The following is a 22,672-nucleotide window of genomic DNA, read 5'->3' as shown; positions in this document are numbered from 1 at the left end:
GTTCGCCCCCCTAGGTTTCCAAAGAAACAATTTAACTATATACCATTTTAAAATCATTTTTTCATATTTACAAGTGAGAAAATTATGTTAAAATAAATTTAGTTTCCAAGGAAACTAAATTGCAAGGAGGTTAACATGATGAAAAAATCCAAACTACATTTCATTTTATACGTTGTCTGTATGAGTGCCTTACTCGGTTCCTTCGCTCAAAATATTTACACACCTATTTTGCCTATGATTCAAGATTCTTTTCACACTTCTCTTTATCTTATAAATTTAACAGTTTCACTTTTCACATTCGTTCTTGCAATTATGCAGCTCATATATGGACCTTTAATTGATACAAAAGGGAGAAAATCTATCCTTATCCCTAGTTTAATCATTAGTACAATTGGTTCAATCGGATGTGCTTTTTCGGCGAACATTTATTTATTTCTATTTTTTAGAACTGTTCAAGCTATAGGAATAGCGGCTATACCTGTAGTCGCAGCAACAATTATAGGCGATTTATTTGAAGGAAAAGAACGTGGAGAAGCAATGAGCCTTTATCAAATGTTACTTGCTCTCGCACCTGCGATTGGCCCTCTCATCGGTGGTTATCTCGGCAGTATAAATGGGCACGTATCCGTATTTCTGTTTTTATCTACACTTGGCATTCTCTTATTAATTATAAACATTTCACTACTTCCAGAAACAAAACCAACTGTAATTAAGCAACCGCAAGCAAAAAAGAAGTACTGGTTTATCTTAAAAAATAAAACTGGATTTTCTATTACTCTTATTGGCTTTATTCAATTTTGTATTTACTTTTGCTTCCTCGTTTTTTTACCGAGTATTTTAACAAATTTATTTCACTTAACTATAAGTAAAATTGGTCTTATATTTGTACCAATGTCCCTTTCCATCATGTTAGGAAGTTATTGCTACAAGTTTTTGCAAAAACGCCTCACGACAAAGCAAGCTTTATTCATCACTAGTTTCTTCAATATTATATGTGTCACTTTATTCTCTTTCACATATAGCATCAATATCTCATTCATCATTATCGTTACATCTTTATACGGTTTTAGTATGGGACTTTCTATGCCAACTCACACTACTTTATTAACGGAGGAATTCGTACAAGAACGCGCAACAGCCATCGGTATGTACAACTTCATCCGCTATCTCGGTATGGGCACAGGGCCACTTGTAGGTGGATTTCTTGTATTTAATCAAAATTACTTTTGGATTTTCTTCCTAGGTGCAATTACATTTCTATTTATCATTTTATGCGCAATAAAAATGCTACGTTTTCAGGCTGTACAAAAAGCAAAATAGAGACCTATAGATGGTCTCTATTCTAAACTCTTTGATCTGCAACGATATGAATATCAATATACTTCGTTTCTCTCATAATTTCATTTACAATTGAACCTTTTCGTATTTCTTCCCAACGTGTTCTTGCCGATTGTCCGAGTAAAATTTGTGTTACTTGTAGTCTTTTCGCGACTTCAATAATAACATCCGCTGGCTTTCTTCCTTTTGCCTCTTCTAAAACAAAACTCGCATCAAATTGATTCGTTAGCAACTTCCACTCTTCAATCGTTTGCTTTTTCCCTGCTGAAAGGGACTCTATATTTTCTCTTTCAACATTTAATACATACAATTCAGCGTTTAACCGATCCGCCATGCGCCATCCCCGTCTTATTAATTTCTCCGCTGTTGAACTGTATTGTACGCAAACGAGAATTTTTTCTTTCACACCAATCGGTTCTATAACGGTTTGACTAATTTTCTCTTCCATATCATCTGCCACTTCACGAAGCGATAATTCTCTTAGTGCCCCTAAATTATTAAGTGTAAAGAAATTTTGTAAGCTTTGTTGAATTTTTTCCTCTTTATATATTTTCCCGTCTATTAATCTCTTCCTTAATACTTCCGGCGTTGCATCGACGAGCTGAATTTCATTTGCTTTTTGTAAAATAAAATCTGGAATACGTTCTCTTACTTTTACATTCGTAATTTGAGCTACAATATCGTGAACACTTTCTAAATGTTGAATATTAAACGCTGATAATACGGATATACCAGCCTCTAGTAATTCCTGTATATCCATATAACGTTTCTTATTTTTAGATCCAGGAATATTACTATGCGCAAGTTCATCCACAACAACTACTTGTGGTGCACGTTTTATAATTCCTTCTACATCGAGTTCATAAAATACTTTCCCTTTATAATCTATTTCTTTTAAAGGAACTTTTTCTAAATCAGCAATTGCTTCTTCTGTCTCTTTTCTTCCATGCGTTTCAATTAAACCAATTACAATATCCATACCGTCCTTTTTCATCTCTCTTGCATCAAAGAGCATTTTATAACTTTTCCCTACTCCTGGAGCTGCTCCTACATATAGCTTTAACTTCCCGCGGTTTTGCTGACGAATATATTCTAAATATTCCTCTGGCGTTCGTCTTTGAAACGTCGGTTTATAGTCATCCGCATACAACACACTCACAACCTCTCTTTCGAAACAACACTACCTCAATCCGTTAGATTGAGGTAGCACTGTTACTATTTCATTAGTTTCTTTAATTCTAAATTTAACTTTAAGACGTTCACGCGGTTTTCTCCAAATAAGCCAAGTGCCGCACCTTCTGTTTGATTCTTAATCAACTGATTTAGCGTTTCTTTCGGAATATTCGTTAATTTAGAGATACGATCCACCTGCACAGAAGCTGCCTCTGGACTAATATCAGGATCTAGCCCTGAACCTGAATTCGTCACTAGATCGATCGGCACTTCTGTAACTGGAACGGCCCGGTTTTGTTTCTTCCACTCTTCAATACTTGTCTCTACTCGTTTCCCTAAATCTGGATTAGACGGTGCATAGTTATTTGAACCAGATGCTTCTGCCTTATATTCAATACTAGAAACACGCCCATGAAAATAACGTGGATCTGTGACGTTTTGACCGATTAATTTAGAACCAATCACTTCATTTTTATCATTATATATTAAACTTCCATCCGCATTATCCTTCATTACCGCTTGTGCAATACCAGTAACAATAAGCGGGTATACAAGGCCGCACAACACTAAAAATGTAAAAGTAATGCGGACAATTGGTGATAGTATACTTTGTTTCTTCGCCATCTTTTTCCCCTCTTCCTTATATGAACAAGCCGACAATTATATCAATTACTTTAATTCCAATGAACGGTACAATAACCCCACCAAGTCCATAAATAAGTAGGTTTCGGCCAAGTAGTGCATTCGAACTCATCGGTTTATATGCGATACCTTTCATCGCCAATGGAATGAGTAATGGAATAATAACTGCATTAAATATTAATGCTGATAAGATTGCTGAAAGTGGTGATGTTAATTTCATAATGTTTAATGCTTCCATTTGCGGAATTGCAAGTGTAAACATCGCTGGAATGATAGCGAAATATTTCGCTATATCATTCGCAATACTAAACGTCGTTAACGCACCGCGTGTCATTAACAATTGCTTACCAATCCCTACTACCTCAATAATCTTCGTTGGATTCGAATCTAGGTCAATCATATTTGCTGCTTCTTTCGCAGCTGTCGTACCACTATTCATCGCTAATCCAACGTCCGCCTGCGCTAATGCCGGAGCATCATTTGTACCATCACCTGTCATCGCTACAAGTTTCCCTTTATCTTGCTCTGCTTTAATAACCGCAATTTTATCTTCTGGCTTACACTCAGCAACAAACTCATCTACTCCTGCTTCTTTTGCAATCGTTGCTGCTGTTAACGGGTTATCCCCTGTACACATAACCGTTTTAATCCCCATTTGGCGCAGCTGTTCAAAACGATCACGCATACCTGGCTTTACTGTATCCTTTAAATAAATTAAACCGTAATTACGATTATTCACTGCAACTACAAGTGGTGTTCCACCCTCTTTTGAAATGAAATCCGCTTTTTGATTTACATCTTTTGGAATTATCCCACCTTGTGATTGAACCCATTCAATCACGCTACCTACAGCACCTTTTCTCACTTTCGTTCCGTCCTGTAAATCGACACCACTCATTCTCGTTTCTGCTTTAAACGGAACAAACTCACCTTGTTCTGCAATTTCTCGATTATATGATATAGATTTCATTTTTACATATTCTATAACTGATCGACCTTCTGGTGTTTCATCTAAGACTGAACTAATCGCAGCCCATTTCCCTACTTGCTCAATCGTCTCATTTCCTACAGGAAGCAATGTATGTGCCATTCGGTTCCCGAAAGTAATCGTACCTGTTTTATCTAAAATGATTGTATTAATATCACCCGCAGCTTCTACTGCTTTACCCGACATCGCTAACACATTGAACTTTGTCACGCGGTCCATCCCGGCAATACCAATTGCTGATAATAAACCACCAATTGTCGTTGGAATTAAACAAACTAACAACGCTACAAGTACAGCTGTATCAATTTGAAACCCTAAATAGTTTGTAAAAATCGGCAACGTCACAACAACGATTAAGAAAATAAGTGTTAAACTCGTTAATACTGTATTTAAAGCAATCTCATTCGGCGTTTTTTGACGAGCAGCTCCTTCTACTAACGAAATCATTTTATCAATAAATGATTCACCAGGATTACTCGTAATGACAATTGTAATCTCATCACTTACGACCATCGTCCCGCCTGTTACGGAACAAAAATCGCCGCCCGCTTCTTTTATTACAGGAGCTGATTCCCCTGTAATCGCAGATTCATCAACAGACGCTAATCCTTTAATTACTTCCCCATCACTCGGAATCATTTCTCCTTGTTTTACAATAACAACGTCATCTTTTCTCAGATCAGTTGCTGAAACTTGAACAATGTCTCCATTTTCTTTTACAACATTTGCAAACACATCTTTCTTCGACTGTTTTAAAGAATCGGCTTGCGCTTTCCCCCGTCCTTCCGCTAACGCTTCTGCAAAGTTAGCAAATAAAACTGTAAATAATAGAATGAGAGAAACTGTTATATTAAACCATCCTGGTACACTACTAGAATGACTTGGAAGAAACGATAAAATGAACGTAATGATAAATCCAATTTCTACAACGAACATAATCGGATTCTTTATCATGACTTTCGGATTCAATTTCGCAAAGGATTGTTTCATCGCATGTGTCACGATATCACGATCCATCGTCTTCGCTTGTCTAACTTCATCTTCTACAGCATGTATTTGTGACTGATTTACTTGTTTTTCTTTTACTACTACCGGTCTCATCATTTACCCTCCATTACTTCAATGTAAGAAATTCTGCAATTGGGCCAAGTACTAACATCGGGAAAAATGTTAACGCACCGACAATTACAATCGTTCCGATGAAGATACCTCCAAATAAACTATTATCTGTACGAAACGTTCCGACTGTTTCTGGTACTACCGTCTTCTCTTTCAACGAAGCTGCCACAGCTAACATCGTAATTAAACTGAAATAGCGCCCTAAAAACATAACTAAGCCAGTTGTAATATTCCAAAACGGTGTATTATCTGCTAACCCTTCAAATCCAGATCCGTTATTCGCAGCTGACGATGTGTATTCATATACCACTTGCGTTAAACCGTGGAAACTAGAATGAGAAATGGCATCCGTTCCTAAACTTGTTGAAAGAGCTAATGCTGAAAACCCTAAAATAAGCAGTGGATGAAATAGTATCGTTACCGCAATTAATTTCATTTCCTTGCCTTCAATTTTCTTACCTAAAAACTCGGGTGTCCGTCCAACCATCAATCCAGATATAAAGACTGCGATAATCGCATACATAATAATGTTCACAAAACCTGCCCCAACGCCGCCATACACTGTATTTAACATCATATTTACGAGTGGTACTAACCCGCCAATTGGTGTTAACGTATCATGCATCGTATTAACGGCTCCTGTTTCAGCAGCTGTCGTCACTGTTGCGTATAGGGAAGAAAATACTGTTCCAAATCGTACTTCTTTTCCTTCTGTACTCCCTTGTACATGTTCGATGCCCATTCCATTTAACACTGGATTCCCATGTAATTCAGATGTAGTAATCGTTATAAACCCTAGTAAAAACACCATGAATAGTGATACGAAAAGGATACGACCTTGTTTTTTATTTCCTACCATTCGTCCGTAAGTAAATGGAAGTGCTGTTGGCAATAACATCATAAGCATCATTTGTAAAATATTACTCATTTGCCCTGGATTTTCGAAAGGATGTGTAGAGTTTGCTCCGAAAAATCCACCGCCGTTATTTCCGAGTTCCTTAATGGACACGAATGATGCAACAGGCCCACGTAATATACTTTGCTTTGCCCCATCGATTGTTTGTGCTGTAACTGCCCCGTCTAACGTTTGTGGTACACCAAGTGCGACAAAGACTAGTGCCGCAATAAATGCGATAGGAAGAAATACTCTCGTTAGTGCTCTCGTAAAATCAAAGAAAAAGTTACCGAGTTCCTTCCCAGCAAGCCCCCTTATAAACGCCATTACAAGTGCTAAAGTCGTTGCTGGTGCTGCAAACATTAAAAATGTAATTCCGATTAATTGTGATAAATAAGATAAACCATTTTCACCGCTATAATGCTGTAAGTTTGTATCAGCCATAAAACTAATCGCTGTATTAAAAGCAAGCGTAGGCTCCATCCCTTCAATGTGTGCTGGATTTAATGGCAATACTCCTTGTAGTCTGAAAATGAAATATACGACAACAATCATAAATCCATTTAATAAAACTAATGACAATGCGTACTGTTTCCACGTTTGATTGTATTCTTTTACACCCGTAATTTTAAAAATAAGTTTTTCAAAAGGCCCGAATACTTTATCTAACTTTTTACTACCTTGAAAGGCTTTCTCTAAATAAATCCCCATTGGCTTTGCCACAACAATAAACAACAGCATGGTAATAACAACTGCGACCCAAATCATAATGAATGATTCCCCCTAATTAAAACTTTTCTGGATTTAATAATGCATACACTAAGTACACCGTAATTGCTGCAACAATAACCGATAAGGCAGCCGTCATGATTGCTTCCCTTCTTTCACAACTTTATCTGACCAACTTGCAAGGCTTACCATCGATGCGACTAACACAACAAAAATCCCGATCATTACAAAATCTAACATAGCTACCCCTCTTTTCTGTAAAAATTTACCATTTAGTTATCAAAAAAAGAACACTAAGCTCTACTTAGTGTTCGAAATGAACAACACAAAGTAAACCTCCTCTCTAAACGCTTACGAGGTTAGCTGTCGGATTCGGGCCTAAAGAGTAGCCCTACTTTCAAAACTGAAAGATTCACCCCAAGTGACGATGCACAAAATTGGTTCCCCCGCTCCATTTCTGGAACTCAGCGATTTTAGGTTTTTTTGGAAATTTTATGAATGATTTATGAGAGTAAATATACTCCTCTATATTTAACTTGTAAAGAGCCAAATTACTGAAAATAAGAAAATATCCATCTATTTAAACGCTTACATTGAGTGTTATTAATATGATTTCATCTGTTTTCTCGTCTTTTCTTTCTTTTTCACAGAAATGATCTTTTAAATACGAAATAAAAAGAGCGAATGACATGAAGTGCATAGCTTGTTGTACTCAGCATTCGCTCTTTTTTTCACTATTTATTCTCCACGCAAAAACGCGCGCAAATTTCTCCCGCGAATATAAACTTGTGACAATTCTGCATGTAGCTGCTCATATTCGATAACATCTGTTTTTAAATATAAAGCTTCTTTCGATGGCAATATGATATAGGGCCTTGGAAAAATAGGATCAAGCACCACCAATTCTTGAACTCGCTCTACTGATACCGCCCAACGATTCGCTATATCTCCTAGTAACAACACCTTCATCTTTTTTCCCCCGCCCTATTCAAAAAATAAAAAAGAAATATTATTACAATTCGTAAACACGACAAATGTAGCTCCAATTGTTTCATAGAGCCTCGCTGGATATCGTTTATTCCTTGTAACAACAGTAATAGGTGCTTGAAAAGAAAAGCGAATGTGTTCTGTGAAGAAACTAATGATTGGAAGCTCATCCCCTAGTAAAATCACCTTCTTAATACACTCACAAATACTAGTAAAATCTTGCGCCTTACTACAGCTATAAGTCCAATCAAACCCACAATTCCTAACTTCAGCAGCTATCTCTTCATTTGCTGTAAAAATAATTAACTCATGTTGAAACGCTACTAAATCTCTTAAACTATTTACCTTGCTTTCTTCCCCAACACAAATAAGTGTTAATTCCATGTACCTCATCCTCCTTAGCATAAAAGAACTCAAACATAGATTGATATTCCCCTATACTAATCAGATCGATGAAGTGATGTATCCATCATGGCACCGTCCTCTCTCAAGACGCTTACGAAGTTAGCTGTCGGATTCGGACTTTGAGAGTAGCCCTACTTTCAAAATTGAAAGATTCACCCCGAGTGACAATGCACAAATTGGTTCCTCCGCTCCATACAATTGGACTCAGCGTATTACAAAAAATGTATTCTGGCTGATATATTACTCCTGTAATTGGAAAAAGTAAACAGAAAAAAGCCAGTTACAAAACTGACTTTCCCCTTACTTATACACGCGTTTTATTCACTTTATATGCAAAATGATTCGTCGGCCCATGACCACTTCCAATATTCAAAGGCTCTTCAATTGCTATACTAATAAATCGTTTAGCTTCTTGAACTGCCTCTTCAATCGAGTATCCTTTCGCAAGTCCTGCTGTAACCGCTGAAGCAAATGTACACCCGCTTCCGTGCGTTTGCTTTGAAGGAATTCGTTCACTTCTAAATTCGATAAACGTTTTCCCATCAAAGAGTAAATCAATTACTTCATTACCTTGATACTCTGCATGGCCGCCCTTCATAAGCACGTATTTCGCACCTAATTCATGCAGTACTTTCGCAGCTTCCTTACTATCTTCAACATTATGAATTTCCATCCCAGTTAACACTTCTGCTTCAGGAACATTCGGCGTTACAACTGTTGCTACTGGTAATAAATATTCCTTTAATGCTTGTACTGCTTCTTGTTGTAATAATGATGCACCGCCCTTAGCAATCATAACAGGATCTAGTACAATATTATTCCACCCAAATTTATTAATATGTTCTGCTACAATTTGAATAATTTCACTGCTAAATAACATTCCTAGTTTCACAGCATCTGGTGTTAAATCCGTACCAATTGAATTCAGCTGTTCCGTAATACCTTCTAACGGAACTGGATATACCCCTTGAACGCCAAGCGTATTTTGAGCAGTAATTGCCGTAATAGCCGTCATACCATACACACCAAGCTCTTGGAATGTTTTTAAATCTGCTTGAATGCCGGCACCGCCTCCACTATCAGATCCTGCAATTGTTAAAGCTTTATTTACTTTCATCCCACTCATCCTTTTCTATCCAAAATAGCGATGATAAATTGTTTTTGCTTTGCTTATATCTTTCGTTCCATGTACGAGTACACGTCCATCTTTGAAAGCAACTAATCTCTTTTCTTCAACTGAAAATGATAATAAATATGGATTTACATTTAAATCATTTACGCGATCTTTCAGCAGCTCTTTGTATCGTTCAAAATCCATTTCTTCTTTATGAGGTGGCCTAATTTGAACTGTATTTCTCCCGCATAAAACTGCTATTTTCGATGTGTTTTCTTTATTTAAATACGGGTATATCGCATTCTCTCCGCACGAAGGACAATTATGCTTACGAAGCTTTTTCACATTCATACATGAATATTCATTCTTCCACACATCAAACGACACAAGTCCATCTCGAAGTGATTCATAATCTTCCACTAACAATTTAAGAGCTTCCGTTACTTGATGAGAAACGACGAGAGATACAGCAGGTGATATAATGCCCGCTGTATCACATGTCGCCCCGCCAAGCGGAATCGATTGTAATAAACAAGATAAACATGGCGTTTTACTAGGAAGAATTGTGTAAGAAAGGCCGTAACTCCCTACACATGCTCCGTAAATCCATGGAATAGAATGTTTTTGCGCTATATCATTCACAATAAAACGTGTTTCGAAATTATCAGTTGCATCAATCATTACATCTACGTTTGTAACAAGCTCTTCTAATTCCTCAGCTGTTACATCTTGAACGAGAGCCTCTACTCTTACTTCACGATTGATCTCTGCTAGACGTTTTTTTGCCGCTACAGCCTTCGGAAGATTATTTTCTACATCACTCTCTGCGTACAATTGTTGCCTTTGTAAATTACTCCAATCGACATAATCTCGGTCAACAATCGTTACTGTGCCAACACCTGCTCTTACAAACATCTCTGCATTTGCACTACCTAATGCACCTGCACCGATAATGAGTACATGCTTTTCTCTTATCTTTCGTTGCCCCTCTTCTCCAATTGGAGAAAATAATTCTTGGCGAGAATATCGATTATTCAACTACGCTCATTCCTTCTAAAGGACTGCTTGCTGTTGCACAACGTTTACGTGCAATACGCCCCGCTTCAAATCCTAATCGTCCTGCTTCAATACTTAATTTCATCGCTTGTGCCATTTTTATTGGATCTTTTGCTCCCGATACAGCCGTATTTAATAACACACCATCCGCTCCTAATTCCATCGCAAATGCCGCATCAGCCGGGCTACCGATACCAGCGTCAACGATAACTGGCACTGTCGCTTGTTCAATAATGAAACTTAAATTTAATGGATTTACAATACCAAGCCCTGAACCGATTGGTGATGCTCCTGGCATAATTGCATGCACACCTAGTTCTTGTAATTTACGTGCTAATACAACATCATCAGATGTATACGGAAGAACGATAAATCCTTCTTCTAGTAACATTTCAGATGCCTTTAACGTTTCTACTGGATCAGGTAATAACGTTCTATCATCACCAATAACTTCTACTTTGATCATATCGCAAAGCCCCGAAGCTTTTGCTAATTTTGCAATACGAACAGCTTCTTCAGCATTTTTTGCTCCAGCTGTATTCGGTAATAACTTATATTTTTTCACATCAAGTTTCTCTAATAAATTAGGCTGCTTTGCATCAAATATATCCATACGACGTACTGCGAACGTTAAAACCTCAGCCTCAGATACATCAATTGCCTTTTGCTGTACATCAAAATCAGGGAATTTCCCTGTTCCTAATAAAAGTCTAGAATGAAATGAAAATGGTCCAATGTTTAACATAATCAACCGCCTCCTACGAAAGTTACAATCTCAATTTGGTCTCCATCAAAAACAGATGTATCTGTATGATCATCTTTTTGTAAAATATCTTTATTACGCTCTACTACTACAATTCTGTTATCTAACTCTAAATGTGTAAGTAGCTCAGCCACTGTTTTTACACTCTCTGGCACTTCCATTTGATTACCATTAATTTTTAAATTCAAACTTCCATCCCCTTTCTAAACCGGTTTAGAAAGCAATGAATCTAGCAAGTGATTCTCCTGCTTTCCTTCTATTAAATCAGCCATATACTGACCAGAAACCGGGCTTAATAAAATGCCATTTCGATAATGTCCAGTACAAGCATATAAACCTTTTATTTCTTCATGCTCTCCCATATAAGGAGCTTCGTGATTTGATTGTGGCCTTAATCCTGCCCATGTGCTTTCCCACTCTGCTTCTTTTAAAGCTGGCAATATTGTATAAGCACGCTCTAATATAGAAGTAATACTTTCTGGTTGCACTGTTTTATTAAACGTATGAGGCTTCATCGTTGCTCCAATTACGTAACGTCCACCACGCTTTGGGGCAATATAAAATCTTTCTTGGAAAATAGGCGCCTTTAAAAGTGGCTTTCTACTTCTTACCGCTACTACTTCTCCTTTAACTGGATATGTACCCCATTCGCGGTGAAAATAACCTAGTAACTTCGTGCTCCATGAACCACCCGCAATCACAACCTTCTCGCACGCGATAATACCTTCGCTTGTAACAATCCCAGTCACTTTATTATTTTCAATACGAATATCAAACACTTCTGTCTGTTCATATATATCAGCACCCGAGAATGATGCGGAATGTGCGAATGCTTTCGTAAGCTCTGGTGCAATAACATGACCGTCTTTTGGATAATATACAGCACCTATAATTGACTCAGATAGAAACGGCTCTTTCTCTCGTAAAAGGTCGCCTGTTAGAAAATAAGAATCTTCACCTGTTTTCTGCTGCCAATCCATAATGTGAAGAATTCTTTCCTTCTCATCTTCATTTTGGGCAATGCGATAAATGCCTTTCTCTTCATACCCAATATCGATGCCTGTTTTTTCACGTAAAACTTCTGCAAGTTGCGGAAATATAGCACGGCTTTCTCTAGCAAGTTCAAATAGTGGGTCATACGCATCCCATTCTGCCTGAACCCCAAGTAAACCAGCGGCTGCTTTCGAGGCTTCAGATGCAATTCTTTGCTTCTCTACAATCGCTACTTTATGTCCTCTTTCTGCTAGAAAATGTGCAACTGAACTACCAATTACACCTCCGCCAATAATCGCTACATCATACTTCTTACACATGTTTTTCCGCCCACTTTCTTATTGATTCCTTATAAGATTTTGCTTTGCTATATGGATTACTACTACTTATAATCCCAGACATAACAGCAATACCACTGACACCGTTAGTAAGAACATCCCCTGTGTTTTCCGTGGTGATTCCTCCAATTGCTGTAATCGGTATGGATAAACACTTTGCAATGTCTGAAACTTCTTCAAGCCCTCTCGCTGGCACACCTTTTTTACAATCTGTCGGAAATACATGACCATAGACGAGTGAATCCGCTCCATTCTTAAATGCATCGATTGCCTCTTCTAAGGAATGCACAGAATAACCGACATGCAAATAAGAAAACTTTTCTTTCACTGACCTTACATCTGCGCTTCGATATCCTAGCTGCACGCGCGGAATGTTTAATAAAATAGCAATATCAATTCGATCATTTATCACTATTTTCGATGCCGGAAAGCCTTTCTTCAAAAGACTTTCCACACCTTCATACAATTCCTTCGTACTTTTCTCACGTTCACGAATATGCAAATAGTCAATCTCACTTTCAATTTGCATCGCTACATTCACTAACTCTTCGAATGACATGTGACCATTTGAGATTACATGAAGCTCATTTTTCATATTCATTCGCCTACTTTAAAATGTTTTCGAATAGTTCCTCAGCCGGAACGATTTCTTTCGTCATTCCTTTATCTTTTAGCCATTTATTTTGTTTCTCCCATGACTCTTTTGAATCTGATAAAAATGGCTCATCTTTCGTTTCCATCTTCTCTAATAAAATTTTCATACTTTCTTTTTCAACTTCTGGTACAAGCGGGAAGTTTTCTTTTTCTTGATGATTTAATAAAATATTTAATGCTTCATCTGGATTTTTCTTCATGAAATCATAGCCTTTTTTCGTACCACGTAAGAAGGCTTGTAACGCTTCTTTATCTTTTTTCAACGTTTTATCACCTGTTACAAATACAAGCTCATGATAATTCGGTACACCGTAATCAGCTGGATTAAAGTACGCTGGTTCGTGACCTTCATGACGCATAACAGGTACTTCATGGTTAATGTACGCCCCTGTTACCGCATCCACTTTCTTCGTAATTAATGCTGGTACTAGATCAAAGCCAACATCGACTACTTTCACTGTATCTGGATTACCACCAGCTTCTTTTACCATCGTTTTTAAATACATCTCACTTAAAGGTGTTCCAGAATATCCAACTGTTTTCCCCTCTAAATCTTTTGGCGATTGAATGCCTGCTGATTTCAGCGATACAACATGATTTAATGGTGAACGTACGACAGCTCCAATTGATTTCACTGGAATTTGTTCATTTGCTTTTGCCATGACAACATCTGGCTGATAATATAAGCCAACCGTTACTTTTCCTGCAGCTGCTAAAGTTAATGGATCAGTCGGATTAGAAGGAAATTTTATATTCACCTTTACTCCTTCTTCTTTAAAATAGCCTTTTTCAATTGCTGCATAAATAAAGCTATGTACCGCATTTGGGTACCAATCAAGCATCACCGTTATTTCTTTTTCCTTTTTACCCTTATCTGACGCTGGATTACTAGAACATCCAGTAATCATTGCAACTAATAATGTCAACACAAAGATGCGTTTTAATAATTTCATGAATACTTCCTCCAACTAATAAATTTCTTTTCTAAAATCGAAATAAGTATGACGAAGAAAATAGCTAATAATGATAACAATACAATGGGTGCAAATACACCTGCTCCGTCTAACTGCGTCATCATTCTTTTACTGAAATATCCCAGCCCAGCTTGTGCACCGAGCCATTCACCGATTGCTGCCCCAATTACACTAAGCGGAACTGCAATTTTTAAAGCTGAGAAAAAATAAGGAAGAGCAGACGGCAATTTTAATTTAAGAAAAACATCTTTTTTCGTTGCCCCATACGTAACTAATAGCTCCTCCCATTCTTTTTTCGTACTGCGTAGTCCATCATACGTATTGACCGCAATTGGGAAAAACGTAATTAAAACAGTAACAACAACCTTACTCCAGATCGTATATCCAAACCATAAAACAAAGAGCGGAGCAAGCGCTGTAATCGGAATCGTTTGTGAGGCAACTAATAGTGGATAAAATGCTCTCTCCATCCAATTACTCGCATTCATTAACATCGCTAGCCCTACCCCAAGTACGATAGAAATAGCCACCCCTATTAAAACGACGGATAAGGTTGCCGGCAAATGAACCGTAAATAATATATCTTTTAGTTTCCAGATCTTCATCACAATTGCAGACGGTGATGGTAAAATGTACATTTCGTCTACGATTCTTGCGCCTACTTCCCAAAAGGCAAGTAAAATACTAGTAAGTGTAAGGGCAGGTAATAGCTCCTTCAACCGGTTCATCATACGAGTACCTGCCTTTGTAACATACTAAGAAGCTCATCTTTAAGCGCTAACACTTCAGGCTTACATAAATCTTTTCTTGTTCGATTACGATCAAGTGGTACCACCCTCTCGGTTAAAGTAGTTATCGGTTGCTGCTCTACTACTAAAATTCGATTAGAAAGAAACAACGCTTCTTCCACATCATGAGTGATAAATAAAATTGTTTTTTCCCACTCTTTCCATTGTTCAAACAGCCATTCTTGCAAAGATGCCTTCGTTAAAGCGTCCAACGCGCTAAACGGTTCATCTAACAACAATATCTCCCCGCCTGTTAATAAAGTTCGAATAAAAGATACGCGTTGTCTCATACCACCAGATAAATCTTTCGGATATTTTGTCTCATACCCTTGTAAGCCAAATTTATGTAACAGTTCCTTTGCCTTTATTTGTGCTTCTTTCTTCTGTACACCTTGGCACTCTAGCGGTAGGGCAGCATTCTCAATAATCGTTCTCCATGGCAGGAGCATATCTTTTTGGGGCATATACCCTACAGGATGGCTCTTTATTTCTGTCAGCTCTATCTGTCCCGTACTTGCTTCTTCTAAACCTGTAATAAGGCGAAATAGAGTACTTTTGCCGCATCCACTCGGTCCGATAATACTTACAAACTCTTTATCTTGTATAGAAGCATTTAATTCATTGATGATTGGTTTCTCATCATAATGAAAAGAAACATTATGAAACTGTAGTATGTTCTTGCTCCTCAAATCCCCACATCTCCTTACGATAGGACATATCCCAGAATAAATATTCAAATCGACTGGAATATAGGAATATCTCCTCTAATCGATCTAGCTCTCTGTCAGACTTTCCAACTGCCATTTCATTTAATAAATCGATTAACCAAATACAAAGGCTACCGTATTCTTCCGAACTATATCCTTGAATCCACTCACCAAAGAACTCATGATCTCTTGCTCCAGGAATATCGTTTAAACGCTTTCCAATTTCCCAGTAGCTCCACATACATGGAAGAAGTGCTGCTATTAATTCCGCAAGTGTGCCATTTTGAGATACAGACATCATGTAATTTGTATAGGCTAAATTTTTAGCAGATGGTTTTGCAGATTCTATCTCCTCTATAGAAATACCAAGTCTTTTTGCATATTGTTTATGGATTGTCATTTCTCCATTTAATATGCCATCAATTTGTTCAGCAAATTTCCCCATTACTTGTGGATTCGTTGCTTTTACAACACCAATCGCATATAGCTTTGCATAATCTAACAAATATAAATAATCTTGAATAATATAATACTGAAACTTACCTTTTTCTAATGTGCCATCTCCCATACCTACTACAAACGGGTGATTATGACTCATCTCCCAAACTGGTTGTACAGTTTCTAATAATCTATCGCAAAATTTCATTTCTCTATCCCCTTTCAATTTATATATCTAAATAAAAAACCACTTCTAAATAAGAAGTGGTTACAGCAAATAAAATTATAATTTATTCGTTGCTCCACTTCCCTTCGCTAGTATTACCTAGATCAGGTCTGTAAGGGTTAAGGATTATTCCTCTCTCAGCACAACAAGCACCCCTAGTGGTTTCAATATGAAATTTTCAAACAAAAAAGCCCCGTTTCTATACGCAAAGAAACGGGGACTCATTATTAGTGTCCGTATTGCTTCCCTACGCTAGCATAATCTAGATCAGGTAATGAAAAGGATCAAAGGCTTACGGCCTACTCTCAGCTGGCAACACCAGCTCTCCTAGCAAACTATGAAATTAACACTGTCAGTATAACACCGTAATAAGACATCATCAACTATTTTAATTTTCTCAATTGTCAACAAAATAACAAAACTATATAATACTTATATTCTATGTTAGAAATTATTATCCTAATTAATTGGATAAAAAGGAATCATTATCCTCAAAAAATTTATTTTTATATTGATTTCATATTACATTTATGTGAATACACCCACTATATTATATCTTTATACTATAATAAAATTACAACTATACAACTAGAGGAGGTCTCTATTATATGAATATGAAAGCTACTGCTTTAACAGCAACTACTGTCGCAATTGCCTCTTTACTTCCTTCTATGGGAGAAACAAATGTACAAACAGCCAACGCTGAACAATTATCTAATGTGAAAACTGGATATGTCAAAGTCGATCAAGTAGCCTTACATACAAAAGATAACGCAAATAGCTCATCAATTGATACAATTCGCTTTAATACGAAAGTAAACATACTTGAAACAACTAATGGCTGGTATAAAGTATCTGTTAATAATAAAGTAGGTTACGTACAAAAAGATGCTATTCTACTAAAAAACAAACTTCAATCTAATAATCAATACATCGTTAATGCCAATGCATTAAACGTTCGTTCTGAACCTAATTTAGAATCTTCAATTTTAGATGTATTACCAAATGGAAAATTCGTTACCATTCAAGAAGAACAAGGCGAGTGGTATAAAATTTTACATAATGGCAAAACAGGTTACGTACAAAAAGCATTCGTATCTAATGGTTCACAGCCTTTAGTAAAAGGCATCACAGTTCAAAATAATACGAAATACACAGTTGCAACACCTAAACTTAATGTACGTGGCAACGCTAGTACAAGTAGTGCACTACTTGGTTCATTACAAAATGGTACACAAATACAAGTAGTGGAAACTGTAGGAACTTGGTATAAAATTCGTTTTGGCACAGGATACGGATACGTAGCAAAACATTATGTGATGCAAAATCAATCACAAGCTCAAACGGCTCAACCTACTTCCATTCCAGCAGTTTTCAAATTCCCTACTCAAGGAAGAATTAGCTCAACCTTTGATATACGCTGGGAACAAATGCATTATGGTATAGATATTGCAGCTCAAGGTAATGTCTCTATCCAGGCGGCGGCTGCAGGTAAAGTTGTGAAATCATATTATTCAGCTAGCTACGGCAATGTTGTGTTCATCGCCCATCAAATAAACGGGAAATTATATACGACAGTCTATGCTCACATGAAAGATCGCACTGTACAAGCTGGTGATCAAGTACAAGCTGGACAATTAGTAGGTCATATGGGCAACACAGGTCATTCATACGGGCAACATCTTCATTTTGAGTTACACAATGGAGAATGGAATTTTGAAAAAACAAATGCAGTAAACCCACTGCCATATTTAGTTAGGTAAATTGTATGCAACGCAATATCAATATACCTCTCTTAATTGAATACTTAGCCTTTTTAGGTTTAATCTTTTGTTTAATCATTTACAATACAAACACTGTATTTTTATCTATTATCATTGCTTTTGTGGCTTTAGAAATTATGATGGAATCCTTTCAAGTACAACTAAAACAAAAAATTGCCCATATATATAATGCCATCTTTCTATTAAGTGCCCTAATAACAAATATTATTAGTAATGGTTTTTATTTATCTACCGTGTTTCCTGTATTCTTTATGGCTGTTTTATTATTCATAGCTAGATACATTCATGTTCCTAATACCAAAAAACACGAACAAGAAGCTTAGAAAGAGGAGACACTGTGTATCAATCTTTCAAAGATAATCCGCTAAAATATATATTGAATTTATACACCAAAATAAATACTTTTTTTGGTATACAAGGAAGTAATACGGCACAATTTCTCCTTTATGGAATGTTATTTCTCGTCTTAATTGCGTTCTCCTTGCTTTACTAATAAAAAAAGGATCTCACATAAACTTGAGATCCTTTTTAATTTATATAAATTTTTTATATAGAAAATGCTTTTTATCCACAAGCATATTTTTCATAAATAAAGCTAAGATTATATTTTTTCTCTAAGCTCATTCTTTGTTCATCATCACACCAATAGAACAGAATATCATGAATTGTTGCATAACGCTTATTTTTAAGAAATAGTTTAAAGAATGATGGTAAACAATCATGTAATTGTATAAATATATAATTGCGTAATATTTCTTCTTTATATTCAATGCCCTTACAAATATACAGCAATTCTTCACAATAATATGCATGTTGTGGAACTTGAATCATTTCGAAAAATGGCACATATGATAATAACTTCCCGATAAAATGATCATATCGATCCATTATTCCTATCGTCATATGCTCCATCATTTCTTTCATTACATATAAATAATCATCTACATGAGTAGTTTTCAATGGGTCTAATCGATCTGAAATTTGAGAAAGTACAGCTCTTTGACAAGCTAACACCGCTTGACTAGGTCCATAATATGATAGGAAGTCTGTACACTTACGATATTTTCGTAATAAGTCATGTGTGTATAAGTCATACACAAACGTATTACAATACATCGCTAGACTCATCATATCACTATTTAATTGCTCTTTTGATAGTAATTTAGCTCTCTTACACATATAAAAGAATGTAAATTCTAATACTTCTTTATGAGATAATAGATGTTTACAATCCGTTATACATTGCTCATTAAATTTAACCCTATCCCAAATTTCTACATCCCCATCAGTCAATTCACCAATACGATATTTAATAATTAAATAGTTTAAAGCAACCGCTTGCGTCAACAGATCCCACGTTTCATATTCCAATGAAGTGTGAACAAACTCAGCTAGTCCTTGAGTTATCATAAAAGTATTTGCTTCTTCATACCAACCAATCTCTTGGCATAAGCGAAGAATACGTACTAGAGTTGGAATTTCATCTTTATGAAACTGCGGCAAATTCTTTACTTTATCCATTCCATATACGATAAATGCCGCTAAATTTTCTTCTTTATAAAATTCTTTTTCTTTCCACACTAATATAGTTCGTTCTTTCCCTTCGCCTTTTGGATGACAAGGTACAAGCAAAGAAAATAATTCAGCGAAATTATTTGGTTCTATATATGTATCTGTAACCAAATTCCAATTTGGATCGCGCTGTACAGCCCTCATATAATTCCCCTTCCCTTTTGTCTACATAGGAAATATTAATCCATTATCACATCATTAACGATGAATATTGTTATATTCAAAATCTTTCATAATGCTTATATCTATCAGTATATCATTTTTTCTCTTATTAAAAATTAAGAATGACAAATTTAAAAAAAACTGTCGAAATTACTAACCATATATTTATTATATAATGTCTCAGATACATCATGCTAACATATTAGTTTAATCCATATATACTAAAATAATGCATCTGATTTTTATACGTAACTTATCCCACTAATTAAAATCTCTCTTCATTCCGTATGCTCCGAGATTTCACTTAAAGCGAATCCCGCTTGATCATCTGCCAATTCTCTTATAGCTAAATCACCTAGTGCTAGCATCCCAACGAGTTGACCACCCTCAACTACTGGTAATCGTCTAATTTGATACTGTGCCATTAACTCTGTAGCTTTTTCAATAGAATCATCTGGAGAAACTGAAACAATGTTTGTTGTCATTACATTTGTAATTTTATTAGATCCAGGATGTTTCTCAGCAATCCCACGAACAACTAAATCTCGGTCCGTAACAAGCCCAACAACTTGCTCATTTTCAACAACTGGAATCAATCCAATCGATTCTTCTTTCATCTTTACAGCAGCCTCATATACATTGTCTAGCGGTGTGCAATGTACAACATGAGTACTCATAAAGTCTCTCACTCGTGTCATTTTTGTCTCCTCCTTTTTTATACATACCATAGCTTTTCCTAAATCCCTTTATTTATTTCAGGAAAATCAGTTGATAAAGGAGGATTCCACAAAATAAAAAAGAGCCAGCATATTGCTGACTCTTTTTTTTATGACCCGTACGGGATTCGAACCCGTGTTACCGCCGTGAAAGGGCGGTGTCTTAACCACTTGACCAACGGGCCATGGCTCCGCAGGTAGGACTCGAACCTACGACCGATCGGTTAACAGCCGATAGCTCTACCACTGAGCTACTGCGGAATAATATATGGTGGGCCTAAATGGACTCGAACCATCGACCTCACGCTTATCAGGCGTGCGCTCTAACCAGCTGAGCTATAGGCCCATACACTTTTACAGGGGCAGTAGGAATCGAACCCACACTGGAGGTTTTGGAGACCTCAGTTCTACCTTTAAACTATGCCCCTAAAGGATGCCGACTAGAGGACTTGAACCCCCAACCTACTGATTACAAGTCAGTTGCTCTACCAATTGAGCTAAGTCGGCATAAAAAAATGGTGGCTCGGGACGGAATCGAACCGCCGACACGAGGATTTTCAGTCCTCTGCTCTACCGACTGAGCTACCGAGCCAACATAAATGGCGGTCCCGACCGGGGTCGAACCGGCGATCTCCTGCGTGACAGGCAGGCATGTTAACCACTACACCACGGGACCATTTGGTTGCGGGGACAGGATTTGAACCTGCGACCTTCGGGTTATGAGCCCGACGAGCTACCGTGCTGCTCCACCCCGCGACAATATAATGTTTTTTTAAAAAATGGAGGAGGTAGAGGGATTCGAACCCCCGCGCGACTCTCGCCGCCTGTCGGTTTTCAAGACCGATCCCTTCAGCCGAACTTGGGTATACCTCCATGAAGGAAAAATAAAAATTTTATTATTATATGTATCTAAACCATTTAAAAAGAAAATGGAGGAGGTAGAGGGATTCGAACCCCCGCGCGATTCTCACCGCCTGTCGGTTTTCAAGACCGATCCCTTCAGCCGAACTTGGGTATACCTCCGAGACATATAATAAATAAAGTGGAGCCTAGCGGGATCGAACCGCTGACCTCCTGCGTGCAAGGCAGGCGCTCTCCCAGCTGAGCTAAGGCCCCATGTTTTTGGGAATATCGGGAAGACAGGATTTGAACCTGCGACCCCCTGGTCCCAAACCAGGTGCTCTACCAAGCTGAGCCACTTCCCGTTAATAAAAGCGCGCCCGAGAGGAGTCGAACCCCTAACCTCTTGATCCGTAGTCAAACGCTCTATCCAATTGAGCTACGGGCGCATATGGTGCCGAGGGCGGGGGTCGAACCCGCACGGTGGTCACCCACCGCAGGATTTTAAGTCCTGTGCGTCTGCCTGTTCCGCCACCCCGGCATGTCATATTGAAAATTGGAGCGGAAGACGGGATTCGAACCCGCGACCCCAACCTTGGCAAGGTTGTATTCTACCACTGAACTACTTCCGCAAGACATGTTTGAGTTATTTTATTAAAAGTGCGGGTGAAGGGAGTCGAACCCCCACGCCAAAGGCGCTAGATCCTAAGTCTAGTGCGTCTGCCAATTCCGCCACACCCGCATATTTTGTTAAAATGGTGAGCCATGAAGGATTCGAACCTTCGACCCTCTGATTAAAAGTCAGATGCTCTACCAACTGAGCTAATGGCTCTTAATGGCTGGGCTAGCTGGATTCGAACCAGCGCATGACGGAGTCAAAGTCCGTTGCCTTACCGCTTGGCTATAGCCCATTAATTAAGAATGGTGGAGGGGGGCAGATTCGAACTGCCGAACCCGAAGGAGCGGATTTACAGTCCGCCGCGTTTAGCCACTTCGCTACCCCTCCGACATATATGGTGGAGGATGACGGGATCGAACCGCCGACCCCCTGCTTGTAAGGCAGGTGCTCTCCCAGCTGAGCTAATCCTCCATTTTGCCTGGCAACGTCCTACTCTCACAGGGACAAGGTCCCAACTACCATCGGCGCTAGAGAGCTTAACTTCCGTGTTCGGTATGGGAACGGGTGTGACCTCTCTGCCATCATTACCAGACTATATTCATTTAAGACAAGAATTATTTTAACTCATTTAACTTTTAAAGTCAACAAGTTT

The 22,672-nt window shown here is 37.7% G+C and carries 23 protein-coding genes, 20 tRNA genes, 1 rRNA gene and 4 riboswitches; of the genes, 3 read left to right on the top strand and 41 right to left on the bottom strand.

Annotated features, from left to right (window positions below):
* The first annotated feature begins 138 nt into the window (after positions 1-138).
* Positions 139-1,320, top strand: a complete 1,182-nt coding sequence (locus QCI41_RS21860) for an MFS transporter (protein ID WP_353836702.1) — start codon at positions 139-141, stop codon at positions 1,318-1,320.
* Between the two features lie 22 nt (positions 1,321-1,342).
* Here the strand turns inward: QCI41_RS21860 and kdpDN are convergent, their stop codons facing one another.
* From kdpDN to tenA, 18 genes are all read right to left on the bottom strand, one after another.
* Complete coding sequence (gene kdpDN / locus QCI41_RS21855) at positions 1,343-2,497, bottom strand: KdpD-like non-kinase potassium sensor (RefSeq protein WP_353836703.1); 1,155 nt, start codon at positions 2,495-2,497, stop codon at positions 1,343-1,345.
* Positions 2,498-2,553: 56 nt separating this feature from the next.
* Entirely contained in the window at positions 2,554-3,135 is a 582-nt protein-coding gene (kdpC, locus tag QCI41_RS21850) for a K(+)-transporting ATPase subunit C (protein WP_353836704.1), read from the bottom strand.
* A 16-nt stretch (positions 3,136-3,151) separates the two neighbouring features.
* A complete protein-coding gene (gene kdpB / locus QCI41_RS21845; RefSeq protein ID WP_353836705.1) occupies positions 3,152-5,242 on the bottom strand; it encodes a potassium-transporting ATPase subunit KdpB in 2,091 nt (696 codons plus the stop codon).
* 13 nt (positions 5,243-5,255) lie between these two features.
* On the bottom strand, positions 5,256-6,923 hold the full coding sequence (gene kdpA, locus QCI41_RS21840) for a potassium-transporting ATPase subunit KdpA (protein ID WP_353836706.1): 1,668 nt from the start codon (positions 6,921-6,923) through the stop codon (positions 5,256-5,258).
* Positions 6,924-6,942: 19 nt separating this feature from the next.
* Positions 6,943-7,023, bottom strand: a complete 81-nt coding sequence (gene kdpF / locus QCI41_RS21835) for a K(+)-transporting ATPase subunit F (protein WP_046960258.1) — start codon at positions 7,021-7,023, stop codon at positions 6,943-6,945.
* Positions 7,020-7,124, bottom strand: a complete 105-nt coding sequence (locus QCI41_RS21830; RefSeq protein WP_046960257.1) for a SipW-dependent-type signal peptide-containing protein — start codon at positions 7,122-7,124, stop codon at positions 7,020-7,022. The genes kdpF and QCI41_RS21830 overlap by 4 nt, the downstream gene beginning before the upstream one ends.
* Positions 7,125-7,218: 94 nt before the next feature.
* Positions 7,219-7,364: riboswitch (cyclic di-AMP (ydaO/yuaA leader) on the bottom strand.
* Positions 7,365-7,622: 258 nt separating this feature from the next.
* Positions 7,623-7,853, bottom strand: a complete 231-nt coding sequence (locus QCI41_RS21825) for a hypothetical protein (protein WP_046960256.1) — start codon at positions 7,851-7,853, stop codon at positions 7,623-7,625.
* 15 nt (positions 7,854-7,868) lie between these two features.
* Complete coding sequence (locus tag QCI41_RS21820; RefSeq protein WP_046960255.1) at positions 7,869-8,255, bottom strand: hypothetical protein; 387 nt, start codon at positions 8,253-8,255, stop codon at positions 7,869-7,871.
* Between the two features lie 93 nt (positions 8,256-8,348).
* Positions 8,349-8,496, bottom strand: a riboswitch (cyclic di-AMP (ydaO/yuaA leader).
* A gap of 84 nt (positions 8,497-8,580) precedes the next feature.
* Positions 8,581-9,402 (bottom strand): bifunctional hydroxymethylpyrimidine kinase/phosphomethylpyrimidine kinase, encoded by an 822-nt coding sequence (gene thiD, locus QCI41_RS21815; protein ID WP_097857500.1) that lies wholly within the window; start codon positions 9,400-9,402, stop codon positions 8,581-8,583.
* 6 nt (positions 9,403-9,408) lie between these two features.
* Positions 9,409-10,428, bottom strand: coding sequence for a thiazole biosynthesis adenylyltransferase ThiF (gene thiF / locus QCI41_RS21810; protein WP_353836707.1), 1,020 nt, complete (start codon positions 10,426-10,428; stop codon positions 9,409-9,411).
* A complete protein-coding gene (gene thiG, locus QCI41_RS21805) occupies positions 10,421-11,191 on the bottom strand; it encodes a thiazole synthase (protein WP_000931990.1) in 771 nt (256 codons plus the stop codon). Before thiG ends, thiF begins: the two co-directional genes overlap by 8 nt.
* 2 nt (positions 11,192-11,193) lie before the next feature.
* Complete coding sequence (thiS, locus tag QCI41_RS21800) at positions 11,194-11,397, bottom strand: sulfur carrier protein ThiS (RefSeq protein WP_001049512.1); 204 nt, start codon at positions 11,395-11,397, stop codon at positions 11,194-11,196.
* Between the two features lie 15 nt (positions 11,398-11,412).
* The gene (thiO, locus tag QCI41_RS21795; protein ID WP_046960252.1) at positions 11,413-12,522 is read right to left on the bottom strand and encodes a glycine oxidase ThiO; all 1,110 of its coding nucleotides are present in this window, start codon (positions 12,520-12,522) and stop codon (positions 11,413-11,415) included.
* Positions 12,515-13,135: a thiazole tautomerase TenI gene (gene tenI / locus QCI41_RS21790; RefSeq protein ID WP_046956748.1), complete on the bottom strand. Its 621-nt coding sequence runs from the start codon at positions 13,133-13,135 to the stop codon at positions 12,515-12,517. Before tenI ends, thiO begins: the two co-directional genes overlap by 8 nt.
* 10 nt (positions 13,136-13,145) lie before the next feature.
* Positions 13,146-14,147 carry an ABC transporter substrate-binding protein gene (locus QCI41_RS21785; RefSeq protein ID WP_353836708.1) on the bottom strand — a complete coding sequence of 334 codons (1,002 nt, stop codon included), beginning with the start codon at positions 14,145-14,147 and terminating at the stop codon, positions 13,146-13,148.
* Positions 14,144-14,896, bottom strand: a complete 753-nt coding sequence (locus QCI41_RS21780) for an ABC transporter permease (RefSeq protein WP_088062351.1) — start codon at positions 14,894-14,896, stop codon at positions 14,144-14,146. The genes QCI41_RS21785 and QCI41_RS21780 overlap by 4 nt, the downstream gene beginning before the upstream one ends.
* Positions 14,896-15,645, bottom strand: coding sequence for an ABC transporter ATP-binding protein (locus QCI41_RS21775; protein WP_353836709.1), 750 nt, complete (start codon positions 15,643-15,645; stop codon positions 14,896-14,898). Before QCI41_RS21775 ends, QCI41_RS21780 begins: the two co-directional genes overlap by 1 nt.
* Complete coding sequence (tenA, locus tag QCI41_RS21770) at positions 15,614-16,309, bottom strand: thiaminase II (RefSeq protein WP_353836710.1); 696 nt, start codon at positions 16,307-16,309, stop codon at positions 15,614-15,616. Before tenA ends, QCI41_RS21775 begins: the two co-directional genes overlap by 32 nt.
* 82 nt (positions 16,310-16,391) lie before the next feature.
* Positions 16,392-16,494, bottom strand: a riboswitch (TPP riboswitch).
* 60 nt (positions 16,495-16,554) lie between these two features.
* A riboswitch (TPP riboswitch) is annotated at positions 16,555-16,666 on the bottom strand.
* Positions 16,667-16,935: 269 nt separating this feature from the next.
* On the opposite strand from tenA, the gene QCI41_RS21765 reads away from it, so the two are divergent.
* Together QCI41_RS21765 and QCI41_RS21760 are read left to right on the top strand one after the other, a co-directional pair.
* Positions 16,936-18,090 carry an SH3 domain-containing protein gene (locus QCI41_RS21765; protein WP_046960248.1) on the top strand — a complete coding sequence of 385 codons (1,155 nt, stop codon included), beginning with the start codon at positions 16,936-16,938 and terminating at the stop codon, positions 18,088-18,090.
* Between the two features lie 5 nt (positions 18,091-18,095).
* The gene (locus QCI41_RS21760) at positions 18,096-18,434 is read left to right on the top strand and encodes a hypothetical protein (RefSeq protein WP_353836711.1); all 339 of its coding nucleotides are present in this window, start codon (positions 18,096-18,098) and stop codon (positions 18,432-18,434) included.
* Between the two features lie 241 nt (positions 18,435-18,675).
* Here the strand turns inward: QCI41_RS21760 and QCI41_RS21755 are convergent, their stop codons facing one another.
* The 23 genes from QCI41_RS21755 to rrf all read right to left on the bottom strand — a co-directional run bounded on the left by QCI41_RS21755 (position 18,676) and on the right by rrf (position 22,612).
* Positions 18,676-19,827: a DUF3965 domain-containing protein gene (locus QCI41_RS21755; RefSeq protein WP_353836712.1), complete on the bottom strand. Its 1,152-nt coding sequence runs from the start codon at positions 19,825-19,827 to the stop codon at positions 18,676-18,678.
* 296 nt (positions 19,828-20,123) lie between these two features.
* Positions 20,124-20,543 carry a CBS domain-containing protein gene (locus QCI41_RS21750; RefSeq protein WP_000199000.1) on the bottom strand — a complete coding sequence of 140 codons (420 nt, stop codon included), beginning with the start codon at positions 20,541-20,543 and terminating at the stop codon, positions 20,124-20,126.
* A gap of 131 nt (positions 20,544-20,674) precedes the next feature.
* Positions 20,675-20,746, bottom strand: a tRNA-Glu gene (locus QCI41_RS21745).
* A gap of 1 nt (position 20,747) precedes the next feature.
* A tRNA-Asn gene (locus QCI41_RS21740) sits at positions 20,748-20,822 on the bottom strand.
* An 8-nt stretch (positions 20,823-20,830) separates the two neighbouring features.
* A tRNA-Ile gene (locus QCI41_RS21735) sits at positions 20,831-20,907 on the bottom strand.
* 11 nt (positions 20,908-20,918) lie between these two features.
* Positions 20,919-20,989 (bottom strand) — tRNA-Trp (locus QCI41_RS21730).
* Positions 20,990-20,995: 6 nt separating this feature from the next.
* A tRNA-Thr gene (locus QCI41_RS21725) sits at positions 20,996-21,068 on the bottom strand.
* Between the two features lie 9 nt (positions 21,069-21,077).
* Positions 21,078-21,153: transfer RNA gene (locus tag QCI41_RS21720), tRNA-Phe, on the bottom strand.
* Between the two features lie 8 nt (positions 21,154-21,161).
* Positions 21,162-21,237: transfer RNA gene (locus QCI41_RS21715), tRNA-Asp, on the bottom strand.
* Positions 21,238-21,240: 3 nt separating this feature from the next.
* Positions 21,241-21,317, bottom strand: a tRNA-Met gene (locus QCI41_RS21710).
* A gap of 24 nt (positions 21,318-21,341) precedes the next feature.
* Positions 21,342-21,434: transfer RNA gene (locus QCI41_RS21705), tRNA-Ser, on the bottom strand.
* Positions 21,435-21,491: 57 nt separating this feature from the next.
* Positions 21,492-21,584 (bottom strand) — tRNA-Ser (locus tag QCI41_RS21700).
* 20 nt (positions 21,585-21,604) lie between these two features.
* A tRNA-Ala gene (locus QCI41_RS21695) sits at positions 21,605-21,677 on the bottom strand.
* A 15-nt stretch (positions 21,678-21,692) separates the two neighbouring features.
* Positions 21,693-21,766: transfer RNA gene (locus QCI41_RS21690), tRNA-Pro, on the bottom strand.
* 10 nt (positions 21,767-21,776) lie between these two features.
* A tRNA-Arg gene (locus QCI41_RS21685) sits at positions 21,777-21,850 on the bottom strand.
* 3 nt (positions 21,851-21,853) lie between these two features.
* Positions 21,854-21,942, bottom strand: a tRNA-Leu gene (locus QCI41_RS21680).
* Positions 21,943-21,958: 16 nt separating this feature from the next.
* Positions 21,959-22,033: transfer RNA gene (locus tag QCI41_RS21675), tRNA-Gly, on the bottom strand.
* Positions 22,034-22,062: 29 nt separating this feature from the next.
* A tRNA-Leu gene (locus QCI41_RS21670) sits at positions 22,063-22,143 on the bottom strand.
* Positions 22,144-22,157: 14 nt separating this feature from the next.
* Positions 22,158-22,233, bottom strand: a tRNA-Lys gene (locus QCI41_RS21665).
* Positions 22,234-22,237: 4 nt separating this feature from the next.
* A tRNA-Gln gene (locus QCI41_RS21660) sits at positions 22,238-22,312 on the bottom strand.
* An 11-nt stretch (positions 22,313-22,323) separates the two neighbouring features.
* Positions 22,324-22,407 (bottom strand) — tRNA-Tyr (locus QCI41_RS21655).
* A gap of 8 nt (positions 22,408-22,415) precedes the next feature.
* Positions 22,416-22,491 (bottom strand) — tRNA-Val (locus QCI41_RS21650).
* Positions 22,492-22,496: 5 nt separating this feature from the next.
* A 5S ribosomal RNA gene (rrf, locus tag QCI41_RS21645) occupies positions 22,497-22,612 on the bottom strand.
* Positions 22,613-22,672 lie beyond the last annotated feature (60 nt).

Source organism: Bacillus cereus group sp. MG4, from assembly GCF_040460055.1.
Taxonomy (GTDB): domain Bacteria; phylum Bacillota; class Bacilli; order Bacillales; family Bacillaceae_G; genus Bacillus_A; species Bacillus_A wiedmannii.
This window is presented reverse-complemented; position numbering and strand designations above follow the sequence as displayed.

Excerpts from the sequence above, each read along its gene's own strand:
- kdpA (WP_353836706.1), bottom strand. The coding sequence starts at position 6,923 with ATGATTTGGGTCGCAGTTGTTATTACCATGCTGTTGTTTATTGTTGTG.
- QCI41_RS21820 (WP_046960255.1), bottom strand. The coding sequence starts at position 8,255 with ATGGAATTAACACTTATTTGTGTTGGGGAAGAAAGCAAGGTAAATAGT.
- kdpB (WP_353836705.1), bottom strand. The coding sequence starts at position 5,242 with ATGAGACCGGTAGTAGTAAAAGAAAAACAAGTAAATCAGTCACAAATA.
- thiD (WP_097857500.1), bottom strand. The coding sequence starts at position 9,402 with ATGAGTGGGATGAAAGTAAATAAAGCTTTAACAATTGCAGGATCTGAT.
- kdpF (WP_046960258.1), bottom strand. The coding sequence starts at position 7,023 with ATGACGGCTGCCTTATCGGTTATTGTTGCAGCAATTACGGTGTACTTA.
- thiO (WP_046960252.1), bottom strand. The coding sequence starts at position 12,522 with ATGTGTAAGAAGTATGATGTAGCGATTATTGGCGGAGGTGTAATTGGT.
- QCI41_RS21780 (WP_088062351.1), bottom strand. The coding sequence starts at position 14,896 with ATGAACCGGTTGAAGGAGCTATTACCTGCCCTTACACTTACTAGTATT.
- QCI41_RS21785 (WP_353836708.1), bottom strand. The coding sequence starts at position 14,147 with ATGAAATTATTAAAACGCATCTTTGTGTTGACATTATTAGTTGCAATG.
- QCI41_RS21750 (WP_000199000.1), bottom strand. The coding sequence starts at position 20,543 with ATGACACGAGTGAGAGACTTTATGAGTACTCATGTTGTACATTGCACA.
- QCI41_RS21755 (WP_353836712.1), bottom strand. The coding sequence starts at position 19,827 with ATGAGGGCTGTACAGCGCGATCCAAATTGGAATTTGGTTACAGATACA.
- tenA (WP_353836710.1), bottom strand. The coding sequence starts at position 16,309 with ATGAAATTTTGCGATAGATTATTAGAAACTGTACAACCAGTTTGGGAG.
- kdpC (WP_353836704.1), bottom strand. The coding sequence starts at position 3,135 with ATGGCGAAGAAACAAAGTATACTATCACCAATTGTCCGCATTACTTTT.
- thiG (WP_000931990.1), bottom strand. The coding sequence starts at position 11,191 with ATGTTAAACATTGGACCATTTTCATTTCATTCTAGACTTTTATTAGGA.
- QCI41_RS21860 (WP_353836702.1), top strand. The coding sequence starts at position 139 with ATGAAAAAATCCAAACTACATTTCATTTTATACGTTGTCTGTATGAGT.
- tenI (WP_046956748.1), bottom strand. The coding sequence starts at position 13,135 with ATGAAAAATGAGCTTCATGTAATCTCAAATGGTCACATGTCATTCGAA.
- QCI41_RS21825 (WP_046960256.1), bottom strand. The coding sequence starts at position 7,853 with ATGAAGGTGTTGTTACTAGGAGATATAGCGAATCGTTGGGCGGTATCA.
- QCI41_RS21830 (WP_046960257.1), bottom strand. The coding sequence starts at position 7,124 with ATGTTAGATTTTGTAATGATCGGGATTTTTGTTGTGTTAGTCGCATCG.
- QCI41_RS21760 (WP_353836711.1), top strand. The coding sequence starts at position 18,096 with ATGCAACGCAATATCAATATACCTCTCTTAATTGAATACTTAGCCTTT.
- QCI41_RS21765 (WP_046960248.1), top strand. The coding sequence starts at position 16,936 with ATGAATATGAAAGCTACTGCTTTAACAGCAACTACTGTCGCAATTGCC.